This is a genomic window from Georgenia sp. SYP-B2076 (assembly GCF_003991205.1).
GTDB lineage: Bacteria > Actinomycetota > Actinomycetes > Actinomycetales > Actinomycetaceae > Georgenia.
The window spans coordinates 42,632-53,707 of sequence record NZ_RXOZ01000013.1; the positions used below are offsets into that span (position 1 = coordinate 42,632).

Annotated in this window: 10 protein-coding genes; all 10 read right to left on the reverse strand. The window is 72.4% G+C overall.

Annotation, left to right across the window (positions count from 1 at the left end; translation table 11 throughout):
- Positions 1 to 9 precede the first annotated feature (9 nt).
- A complete protein-coding gene (gene dnaE / locus EJK16_RS08415; RefSeq protein ID WP_127128280.1) occupies positions 10 to 3,555 on the reverse strand; it encodes a DNA polymerase III subunit alpha in 3,546 nt (1,181 codons plus the stop codon).
- A 176-nt stretch (positions 3,556 to 3,731) separates the two neighbouring features.
- A complete protein-coding gene (locus tag EJK16_RS08420) occupies positions 3,732 to 4,277 on the reverse strand; it encodes a GNAT family N-acetyltransferase (protein WP_127128283.1) in 546 nt (181 codons plus the stop codon).
- On the reverse strand, positions 4,277 to 5,209 hold the full coding sequence (locus EJK16_RS08425) for an RluA family pseudouridine synthase (RefSeq protein ID WP_127128285.1): 933 nt from the start codon (positions 5,207 to 5,209) through the stop codon (positions 4,277 to 4,279). Before EJK16_RS08425 ends, EJK16_RS08420 begins: the two co-directional genes overlap by 1 nt.
- Positions 5,202 to 5,951, reverse strand: coding sequence for a signal peptidase II (gene lspA, locus EJK16_RS08430; RefSeq protein ID WP_127128287.1), 750 nt, complete (start codon positions 5,949 to 5,951; stop codon positions 5,202 to 5,204). The genes EJK16_RS08425 and lspA overlap by 8 nt, the downstream gene beginning before the upstream one ends.
- Before the next feature lie 212 nt (positions 5,952 to 6,163).
- Positions 6,164 to 6,799, reverse strand: a complete 636-nt coding sequence (locus EJK16_RS08435; RefSeq protein WP_127128289.1) for a DivIVA domain-containing protein — start codon at positions 6,797 to 6,799, stop codon at positions 6,164 to 6,166.
- Positions 6,800 to 6,940: 141 nt separating this feature from the next.
- Positions 6,941 to 7,216, reverse strand: coding sequence for a YggT family protein (locus tag EJK16_RS08440; RefSeq protein ID WP_127128291.1), 276 nt, complete (start codon positions 7,214 to 7,216; stop codon positions 6,941 to 6,943).
- 4 nt (positions 7,217 to 7,220) lie between these two features.
- Entirely contained in the window at positions 7,221 to 7,712 is a 492-nt protein-coding gene (locus EJK16_RS08445; protein WP_127128293.1) for a cell division protein SepF, read from the reverse strand.
- Between the two features lie 129 nt (positions 7,713 to 7,841).
- Positions 7,842 to 8,759 carry a polyphenol oxidase family protein gene (locus tag EJK16_RS08450; RefSeq protein ID WP_127128295.1) on the reverse strand — a complete coding sequence of 306 codons (918 nt, stop codon included), beginning with the start codon at positions 8,757 to 8,759 and terminating at the stop codon, positions 7,842 to 7,844.
- Positions 8,756 to 10,021 (reverse strand): cell division protein FtsZ, encoded by a 1,266-nt coding sequence (gene ftsZ / locus EJK16_RS08455; RefSeq protein WP_127128297.1) that lies wholly within the window; start codon positions 10,019 to 10,021, stop codon positions 8,756 to 8,758. Before ftsZ ends, EJK16_RS08450 begins: the two co-directional genes overlap by 4 nt.
- 158 nt (positions 10,022 to 10,179) lie before the next feature.
- The coding region (locus EJK16_RS08460; RefSeq protein ID WP_205739670.1) for a cell division protein FtsQ/DivIB at positions 10,180 to 11,076 on the reverse strand (897 nt) is incomplete at its 5' end.

Here is an 11,076-nt window from a genome sequence, read left to right on the forward strand (position 1 = left end):
TTCCCGGTGCTAGTGCACCAGGCAGCTGGGCCCGAGCAGCGCCTTGAGGTCACCGAACAGGGAGGGCCCCGGCTCTACCCGGAAGCGGTCCGCCAGCGCGAAGACCTGGGCCCGGCCGGCGGTCGTGAGCCGCAGCCGGACCTCGGCCGTGCCGGGGTGGTTGCTCAGCACCACCCGCAGCTGCTCGACCACCGGGCCGGTGCACCGGGACTCCTGGATCGTCAGGCTCACAGGCCCGTTCTCGGCCTCGGAGACGTCCGGCAGCGTCAGCTCCTGCGCGTAGATCGTCGGGATGTCGTCGCGGCGGTTGAGGCGTCCGCGGACGGTGACGATGGTGTCCTCCGCGAGCGCCGTGGAGACCGTGGCGAAGGTCTGCGGGAAGAAGAGCACCTCGATGGAGCCGGCCATGTCCTCGACCGTGGCGATCGCCCACGGGTTGCCGTTCTTGGTCATCTTCCGCTGGAGGGAGGTGATCAGACCGGCCACGTGCACGCTCGAGCCGTCCGGGCGGGAGTCGTCCTCGAGCAGCGTCGAGATCTGCGTGTCGGCGGCCCGCTGGAGGACGTGCTCCAGCCCCGCGAGCGGATGGTCGGAGACGTACAGGCCCAGCATCTGCCGCTCGAAGGTGAGCTTCTGCTTCTTGTCCCACTCGGGCAGGTCTGGGATCTCCACGCTGAAGCCCGCGGCTCCCCCGTCGTCCCCGCCGAGGGCGGCGAAGAGGTCGAACTGGCCGACGGCCTCGTTGCGCTTGACGTCGACGACGGCGTCGATGGCCTCCTCGTGGCGGGCGACGAGCGCGCGGCGGGTGTGCCCGAGGGAGTCGAAGGCGCCGGCCTTGATGAGGGACTCGATGGTGCGCTTGTTGCACACCACCGCGGGCACCTTGTCGAGGAAGTCCGTGAAGGAGTCGAACGAGCCCTTGGCCTCGCGCGTCTCGATGATCGCGCCGACCACGTTGGCGCCGACGTTGCGGATCGCGGCGAGACCGAAGCGGATGTCGGTGCCGACCGGGGTGAAGTTGGCCGCGGAGGTGTTCACGTCCGGCGGCAGGACGGTGATGCCCATGTGGCGGCACTCCGCCAGGTACATCCCGAGCTTGTCCTTGTTGTCCTGCGTCGAGGTGAGCAGGGCCGCCATGTACTCGGTCGGGTAGTTGGCCTTGAGGTAGGCCGTCCAGTAGGAGATGACGCCGTACGCGGCCGAGTGCGCCTTGTTGAAGGCGTAGTCGGAGAACGGCAGCAGGATGTCCCACAGGGCCTTGACCGCGGGCTTGGAGAACCCCCGCTCGAGCATGCCGCCCTCGAAGCCGGCGTACTGCTTGTCCAGCTCGGCCTTCTTCTTCTTGCCCATCGCGCGGCGCAGCAGGTCGGCCTGGCCGAGGGTGAACCCGGCGACCTTCTGCGCGATGGCCATGACCTGCTCCTGATAGACGATCAGGCCGTAGGTCTTGCCGAGGATCTCCTTGAGGGGCTCCTCGAGCTCGGGGTGGATCGGCTCGATCGGCTGCTGGCCGTTCTTGCGCAGGGCGTAGTTGGTGTGCGAGTTCGCGCCCATCGGGCCCGGCCGGTACAGGGCGCCGACGGCGGAGATGTCCTCGAAGTTGTCGGGGCGCATGAGGCGGAGCAGGGTGCGCATGCCGCCGCCGTCGAGCTGGAACACGCCGAGGGTGTCGCCGCGGGCGAGCAGCGCGTACGCCGTCGGGTCGTCCAGCGTGAGGTCCTCGAGGACGACCGGGTCCTTGCCGTTGGCGACGATGTTGTTCAGGGCGTCGCCGAGCACCGTGAGGTTGCGCAGGCCCAGGAAGTCCATCTTCAGCAGACCGAGCGTCTCGGACGTGGGGTAGTCGAACTGGGTGATGATGGCGCCGTCCTGCGGGCGCCGCATCAGCGGGATGATGTCGATCAGCGGGTGGGAGGACATGATCACGGCGCAGGCGTGCACGCCCCACTGCCGCTTGATGCCCTCGAGGCCCTGCGCGGTCGCCACGATCTTCTGGGCCTCGGGGTCGGCGCCGTGGACCTGGCGGAACTCCTCCGCCTCGGCGTACCGCTTGTCCTTGGGGTCGAAGATGCCCGACAGGGTGATGTCCTTGCCCATGACCGACGGTGGCATCGCCTTGGTCAGCTTCTCGCCCATGGCGTAGGGGTAGCCCAGCACCCGGGAGGAGTCCTTCAGGGCCTGCTTCGCCTTGATGGTGCCGTAGGTGACCACCTGCGCGACGCGGTCGTCGCCGTACTTGCGGGTGACGTAGTCGATGACCTCACCGCGCCGGCGCTCGTCGAAGTCGACGTCGAAGTCGGGCATGGACACGCGGTCCGGGTTGAGGAAGCGCTCGAAGATCAGCCCGTGCTCGAGCGGGTCCAGCTCGGTGATGCGCATGGCGTAGGCGACCATCGAGCCCGCGCCGGAGCCACGGCCGGGGCCCACCCGGATGCCCTGGGACTTGGCCCAGTTGATGAAGTCCGCGACGACGAGGAAGTAGGCCGGGAACCCCATCTGGGTGATGATCCCGACCTCGTACTCCGCCTGCTTGCGCACGTGGTCCGGGATGCCCGCCGGGTAGCGGAAGTGCAGCCCCTTCTCGACCTCCTTGACGAACCAGGAGTTCTCGTCCTCCCCCGCCGGGACGTCGAAGCGGGGCATGTAGTTGGCGCCCTCCGCGGTGGTGCGGAAGGTGACGTCGCACTGCTCGGCGACGAGGAGGGTGTTGTCGCAGGCGTCGGGGTGGTCGCGCCAGACCTCGCGCATCTCGGCGCCCGAGCGCACGTAGTAGGTGTCGCCGGTGAACCTGAACCGGTTGGGGTCCGCCAGCACCGACCCGGAGTTGATGCACAGCAGCGCATCGTGGGTCGTGTGGTCCTCGGCCTTGACGTAGTGCGAGTCGTTGGTGGCCAGCAGCGGCGCGCCGATGTCCTTGGACAGGCGCAGCAGGTCCGGGATGACCCGACGCTCGATGTCGAGACCGTGCTGCATCAGCTCGACGTAGTAGTTCTCCTTGCCGAAGATGTCCTGGAACTCCGCGGCCGCGCGCACGGCCTCGTCGTACTGGCCCAGCCGCATGCGGGTCTGCACCTCCCCCGAGGGGCACCCCGTGGTGGCGATCAGCCCGTCCCCGTAGGTGGTGAGCAGCTCGCGGTCCATGCGCGGGGCCTTGCCCATCTGCCCGTCGAGCGAGGCGAGGGAGGCCATCCGGAAGAGGTTGTGCATGCCCGCGGTGGTGCGGGCCAGCATGGTCATGTGCGTGTACGAGCCGCGCGCCGAGACGTCGTCGTCGCTCTGGGAGTCGTCGCCCCAGCGCACCCGCGTCTTGTCGGCGCGCGCGGTGCCGGGCGTCAGGTACGCCTCGACCCCGATGATCGGCTTGACGCCGGCCCTGGTCGCCTTGTTCCAGAAGTCGTAGGCGCCGAACATGTAGCCGTGGTCGGTCATGGCGATGGCCTTCTGGCCCAGCCGGTCGACCTCCGCGAACAGCGGCTCGAGCTTCGCCGCACCGTCGAGCATCGAGTACTCGGTGTGCACGTGCAGGTGGACGAAGTCATCATTCCCAGCTGCCATGGCGTCAGTCTAGGTCGCCCGGGTGACACTCCCGTGCGCCCGGCGGCGTGTCCCCAGGCCGTGTCCCGCAGCCGCGCGGCTGCGCGCCACCAGGTGTGGCGGGCGGCACGTGCGCGGGCGCCGCCGGACTGCGCGGGCGCCGCGTGCACACCGCGAGCGGGACCCGGCCGCGCCGGTCAGGCCGTGATGCGGTGGGCCATGTCCTGGTGCCAGATCCCGGCGTCGAGGTACCGCTCGCCGCTGACGAGCTCGTAGCCGAGCCGCCGGTAGAAGTCGAGGGCCTGCTCCTGCGCCGAGAGGACCACGGTGACCGAGAGCGGCTCCGGCGCGGCGGCCGCGGCCGCGGTGCCGTGCTCGGCGAGCGCGATGCCCTCGATGGCCACCACCATCCGGGCGCCCACGCCGCGCCCGCGCGCCGCCGCGCGCACCGCGAGCCTGCCCAGGTGCACCTCGCCCGGGTGGGCCGGGTCCGTGAGCAGCCGGCCGGTGCCGAGGACGGCGCCGCTGGCGGTCTCGACGGCCAGCACGTGCGTCGTCGTGGGGGCCGTATCGAGCTCGTCGACCTCCTCCTCGGCGGGCACGTGCTGCTCGGCGACGAAGACCTCCATGCGCACCGCCCAGGCCTGCTCGAGCTGGTCGCGGCCGGTCACGCGCACGACGGCGACGCCGCCCGGCGTCCCGTCGTCCAGGGTGCGGTCGTCCTCGGTCAGCGTCCCCGCCATCAGCGCATCCCCTCTCGCATCTTCTCCAGCGCCCCGGCCAGGTCCTCGGGGTAGTCGCTGCTCACCTGGATCCACTGGCCGGTGCTGGGGTGGTCGAAGCCGAGGCGGACCGCGTGCAGCCACTGCCGGGTCAGCCCGAGCCGCTCGGCCAGGCGGGGGTCGGCGCCGTAGGTCACGTCCCCGACGCAGGGGTGGCGCACCGCGGCCATGTGCACGCGGATCTGGTGGGTGCGCCCCGTCTCCAGGTGGACCTCGAGGAGGGAGGCCCCGGCCATCGCCTCGAGGGTCTCGTAGTGGGTGACCGACTCCTTGCCGCCGGACACCACGGCCATCCGGTAGTCCTGCACGGGGTGCCGGCCGACCGGGGCGTCGATCGTGCCCGTCGAGGGGTCCGGGTGCCCCTGGACGAGGCAGTGGTAGACCTTCTCGACGGTGCGCTCCTTGAAGGCGCGCTTGAGCACCGTGTACGCGAGCTCGGACTTCGCCACGACCATCAGGCCGGAGGTGCCGACGTCGAGCCGGTGGACGATGCCCTGCCGCTCGGCGGACCCGGAGGTCGAGATACGGTGCCCGGCGGCCGCGAGGGCGCCGACGACGGTCGGGCCGTCCCAGCCCGGGCTCGGGTGCGCCGCCACCCCGACGGGCTTGTCCACGACGACGACGTCGTCGTCCTCGTAGGCGATGCTCATGCCCTCGACCGGGATCGGGGCGAGCGTCTCGGCGGGCGCCACGTCGGGCAGCGTGACCTCGAGCCAGCCCTCGGCCACGAGGCGGTCGGACTTGCCCAGGGTGCGACCGTCGAGCCGCACGTGGCCCGCGGTGGCGAGCTCGGCGGCCCGGGTGCGGGAGAAGCCCAGCAGGCGGGCGAGGCCGGCGTCGACCCGCTCCCCCGCCAGCCCGTCCGGCACGGGCAGCGAACGCACGTCAGTCATCGTTGGCCTCCGCGGCGCGCGCTCCCGCGGCGGACGTCGCACCGCCGGCGGCCGCGCCGTCCCCGGCCGTGCCCCGCCCGGCCGCGCCGTCGGTGGCGCCGCCCGCCCCGGCACGCTCCACGGCGCGCGAGCCGTCGATCTCACGGCCCCGCACGGCCAGGATCCCGATGAGGATCGCGGCGCAGACGATCGCGATGTCGGCGACATTGCCGACGAAGTAGCCGCCGTAGCTGATGAAGTCGACGACGTGGCCGCGGGCGAAGCCGGGCTCGCGCAGCAGCCGGTCGATGAGGTTGCCCAGGCAGCCGCCGAGCAGCATGCCGAGGGCGGCCGCCCAGCCGAGGGAGCCGAGCCGGCGGGAGACGCGGAGCACGACGACGACGACCACGAGCGAGATCAGCGTGAAGATCCACGTCATGCCGGTGGCCAGGGAGAAGGCCGCCCCGGGGTTGTAGATGAGCTGGAGCCCGAGGAGGTCGCCGAGGACCGGGGTCAGCGTGCCGGGGGTCATCCGCGACTCGGCGAGGTACTTGGTGACCTGGTCGACGGCGGTGATCACCACCGTCAGGGCCAGCAGCGTGGCGAGGAGCCTGCGCCGGTGCTCCGGGGACACGGTGCGTTCGCCGCTCCCGGGGGGTGCGCCCTCCGGGGTGCCGGCGGCCGCCGGCGCCGGGGCGGTGTCGGGGGCGTCGGTCGGGCGCTCGCCGCGCACGGTGGGCGGCGTCTCAGGCTGGATGTCCATCGCAGGCAGTGTCCCACGCCGCAGCGACCCGCCGTCGCGGCGGGCCGAGACCGGCGACGCCGGCACCCGCCCGACGCCGGCACCCGCCCGACGCGTGGCCCGTCGTCGGCGCCCGCCGACCACCGCGGGGCCGGCGCACCGGGGCAGCACGTCGCCCGTGAACGACCGACGGCGACGACCCGGTGGGTCGTCGCCGTCAGGTGCCGGGCTCGTCAGATGGTGGCCTCGGCCTTGGCCGGCGCGCCGCCCTCGACGTTGTTGAGGAGCGACTCGAGGTAGCTCTTCAGGCGGGTGCGGTAGTCACGCTCGAAGGTGCGCAGCTCGTCGATCTTGCGCTCGAGCAGCGAACGCTCCTGCTCGAGCTGGGTGAGGGTCCGGTTGTGCTGGTCCTCGGCCTCCTTGATGATCCGCTGCCCCTCGACCTGGGCCTCGGAGACGATGCGGTCGCCCTCTTCCTTGCCGTTGCGCACGTACTCGTCGTGCAGACGCTGGGCCAGGGCCAGCATGCCGGTCGCGGACTCGGGCTCGTTCGCCGGGGTCGGCGCCGCCGCGGCGTAGGCGGGCGCCGGGGCCGGCTTGGCCGCGGGGGCCTGCTTGGGCTGCTCGACGACCGGCTTCTCCGCCTCCGTAGACCGGGTCTCGGCACCATCGCCGCGGCTCAGCTCCGCGATCCGCCGCTCGGCGGCCGCCAGCTTGGCCTTGAGCTCCTCGTTCTCGCCCGTCACCACGCGCAGCGTGCTGACCACCTCGTCCAGGAAGTCGTCGACCTCGTCCTGGTCGTAGCCCTCACGGAACTTGGTGGGCTGGAACTTCTTGTTGAGGACGTCGTCTGCTGTGAGCAGCGCCATCAGTCGTCACCTCGGTCTATGTGTCGTTCGGTCATGAGCGTTCGATCCCGCTGCTCACCGGAGCCACCGTAGCGGACCGTTCGCGGAACCTGCCTGCGTGGAGATTAGCCGCCTCGCACGCGAGGCGGGAAATGCGAAGTGTCAAACGATCCTGCTGAGCATGGAGACAGCGATGAAGAGCACCAGGAAGCCGAGGTCGATCGCCACCGGTCCGATGCGCAGCGGCGGGATGAGGCGTCGCAGCGCGCGGAGCGGCGGATCGGTCAGACCGTAGAGCAGGTTCGCCAGCACCAGGACGATGCCCGTGGGGCGCCAGCTGCGTGCGAACACCTGGATCCAGTCGAAGACCAACCGTCCGATGAGGATCAGCAGGTACAGGCTCAGCAGGAGACTGAGGATCTCGCGAAAGAGGGCCAATTGCTCAGTTCTGGTTGAAGAAGCGACCAGAGCGGCGGTCGCCGTCCGGGCGGTCGTTGTCGACCTCGACGGTAGCAGGAGAGAGAAGGAACACACGGTTCGTGACCCGCTCGATCGCCCCGTGGAGGCCAAAGACGAGCCCGGCGGAGAAGTCGACCATGCGCTTGGCGTCGGACTCGCTCATGCCGGTGAGGTTCATGATGACCGGCGTCCCCTCGCGGAAGGCCTCTCCGATGACGCGGGCCTCGTTGTAGGTGGACGGGTGAACCGTCACGATACGACGAAGGTCCTCGGTCACGACAGGCTCCTCGGTCCTCAGGACGGCGGCGCGGGAGATCGGGGTGACCTCGGCGCGGTGCTCGGTCCGGTCGGGACGGGCCTCGCGGGCGGGCTCCTCCTCGTCGCGGTAGCCCTCGGCCTCGGCGTCCTCGTAGAGCTCGTCCTCCGGCTCGGCGAGGGACAAGTACTCCATCATCTTGCGCATCGTTCCAGCCATGGCTGCTCCCCGTTCGCTCATCCGCGGGCCCGACGCATGCTTGCGCGTGCCGCTGGGGTTGACGCTAGACCAGCGGGCTGGCACGTCCTGGCACGTCAGCGCGGCGTGTCGTCGACGCGTCCGGGCACGTCAGCGCGGTGCACCCGCCGCGTGCGTCCGCGGCACCGCCACGTCGGGCCGGCGCGCCATCACGACGCCCGCGAAGCGACCGGTCGCCGCGGAGCCGGTGTCCCTGGCCGCCCGCCGGTAGGAGTAGAACCGGTCGTCCTCCAGGGTGCACGCGGCCAGGTGCGAGATCCGCGCCACGCCCGCCTCGCCGAGCTGGCGCAGGGCCCCGGCCGGCAGGTCGAGGGCGGGCGTGCCCCACGACGTCGTCGCCGCCGTCCCGGGGACGAGGGCGTCCACCTCCCGGCGCAGGGCCGCGGGCACCTCGTAGCACCGCCCGCAGATGCTCGGCCCGACGGCGGCGTAGAGGTCGCCCGCGGCGATGCCGCGGGCGGCCAGCTCCGCGAGTGCGGCGGCCAGCACGCCGCGGACCAGGCCCTGCCGGCCGACGTGCACGGCGGCGACGCCGCGGCCGTGGGCGTCGGCGATCAGCACGGGGACGCAGTCGGCGACGAGCACGGCGACCGGGACCGGCCCGTCGGCGGCAACCGGCACCGGTCCGCCGTCGGCGGCCACCGGGACCCGACCGTCGCCCTCGGCAGCCGGGCGGTCCGCACCGGCGCGCCCGGCGGCGACGAGGGCGTCGCACTCCCCGACGCTGACGGACCCCGGCCGCGGCGGCCCGTCGAGGACGCGGACCCGCGCGCCGTGGACCTGGTCCATCCAGGCCACCGGGGCGCCCACCGCCGCGGCGAGCCGCCCGCGGTTGGCGAGCACCGCCGACGGGTCGTCACCGACGTGACGACCGAGGTTGAGCCCACCGGCCCGCCCGCCGGCGTAGGGACCCCCGGAGACGCCGCCGGCGCGCGTGGTGAACCCACCACGCGCGCCGGGGCCGAGATCGGCCGGCAGGAGCAGGGGCGCCCCTCCCGCAGAAGTCACTTGAGGAAGTCGGGGATGTCCAGGTCCTCGTCGCGGCGGGACCGGGGCAGCTCCTCGTCGAAGACGCGGGGCACCTCGAAGGAGCGCCGCTGCGGCTCGCCGTCCTCGCCGATGAAGGCGGGCACGTGGCCGTTGCCGTTGCTGACCGCGGGCGCGGGCACCGACGTCGCGTACTGCTCCGTGCCCGGCGTGGGCAGGGGGGCGCGGTGCGCGGGCTGCTCGGCGCTCTCCGGCGACGGCGCGGCGGGCGGCGCGGCCGGCGGCGCGGCCTGGGTGGCCGGGCGTGCGGCCTGCTGACGGTTGGAGACGGGGCCCGCGCCCTCGTCGAAGCCGGCGGCGATGACGGTCACGCGGACCTCGTCGCCCAGGGCGTCGTCGATGACCGCACCGAAGATGATGTTGGCCTCGGGGTGGGCGGCCTCCTGGACCAGGCGTGCGGCCTCGTGGATCTCGAAGAGACCGAGGTCCGAGCCACCCTGGATGGACAGCAGGACGCCGTGGGCGCCGTCGATGCTGGCCTCGAGCAGCGGGGAGGAGATGGCGAACTCCGAGGCCTGGACCGCACGGTCCTCGCCCCGGGCCGAGCCGATCCCCATGAGGGCGCTGCCCGCGCCCTGCATGACGGACTTGACGTCGGCGAAGTCGAGGTTGATCAGGCCCGGCGTGGTGATGAGGTCGGTGATGCCCTGGACGCCCGAGAGGAGGACCTGGTCGGCAGACTTGAAGGCGTCGAGCACCGAGACGTTGCGGTCGCTGATGGACAGCAGCCGGTCGTTGGGGATGACGATGAGGGTGTCGACCTCGGCGCGCAGGGCGTCGATGCCGGACTCGGCCTGGTTGGACCGGCGCCGTCCCTCGAAGGTGAAGGGGCGGGTGACCACGCCGATGGTCAGCGCACCGAGGGAGCGGGCGATGCGGGCGACGACGGGCGCGCCGCCCGTGCCGGTGCCGCCGCCCTCGCCGGCGGTCACGAAGACCATGTCGGCGCCGCGGAGCACCTCCTCGATCTCCTCCGCGTGGTCCTCGGCCGCCTTCTTGCCGACCTCGGGGTCGGCGCCCGCGCCGAGCCCCCGTGTCAGCTCACGGCCGACGTCGAGCTTGACGTCGGCATCGCTCATCAGCAAGGCCTGTGCGTCGGTGTTGACGGCGATGAACTCCACGCCCTTCAACCCGACCTCGATCATCCGGTTGACGGCGTTGACGCCACCGCCGCCGATGCCGACCACCTTGATGACCGCCAGGTAGTTCTGCGGTGCCGCCACGTCGGTCCCTCTCGTTGTGCTGCCGGGCCCAACCCTAAACCTCTACTTCAGGGTTAGACTTATGTCAATTTCTGCCATCAGTGACGCTAGGTGGGCGGGGTGCCCTCAGCAACGACCATCGCGGGTGTGTCGTGCGTGTCGCGTGTCTCCCCGCCCGCTCAGGCGGTGGTCGGTGTCCGCGGCACCGTGACGTCGTAGACCTGGGCCGGCTGCTGGCGGAGGACCCCGAGCACCGCGGCCTTCAGCTCGTTCTCGCTCGCGCTCCCCCAGCGCACGGTCGCGCCGTCGTGGAGCCGCAGCGTGACCTGCCCCGGCGTGGTGGCGCCCGCCTCGGCGACCTGCGCGAGCAGGTCCTCCGGCAGGGTGCCCAGCACCGTCAGGACGGCCGCCAGCGCGGGGGCCGTCGCCTCGCTCGTCTCCAGCGGCACGGTGACCACGGGCAGCCCCTCCGGGACCTCCGCGACCGTGCCGACCTGCACACCGGCGGGGTCGATGAGCACCCAGCCGTCGGCCGTGGCGGCCGCCGCCACGGGCTCGCGGGCGACGACGGTCACGGCGAGGCCGTTCGGCCACGCGCGGGACACCTGGGCCTCCTTGACCTCGGTGATGCCCTCGAGCCGGTCCACCAGGCCCGCCGGTCCCACGCGCAGCAGGGGCGTGCCGACGGCGCTCACGAGCACGTCGTGGACGGCGGCGGGGTCGACGGTGGTCCCGGTGACGGTGACGTCGATCTTGTCCTCCTGGAGCGCCAGCAGCGGCGAGACCAGGAGCACCCAGGCCGCGGCCGTGAGCAGCCCCACGACCCCGACGGCGAGGGCGACCCGGCGCCTCAGCAGACGACGCTCGGCGGCGTTGCGCTCGGCCCTGCGGGCGGAGAGCCCGGAGCTCACGGTCGGCGCGGCGCGCCGGCGGCTCGCGCCCGGCGGGACGGACGCGGCCGCCCCGCCCCTGGGGGCGGCGAGCCCGGCGGGCGCCTCGGGTGCCGCGGGGGTGCGGCTCCTCCCCGAGGATGGCGAAGATGAAGTCGTTGTGCGCCTCGGGCAGGTACGACCACT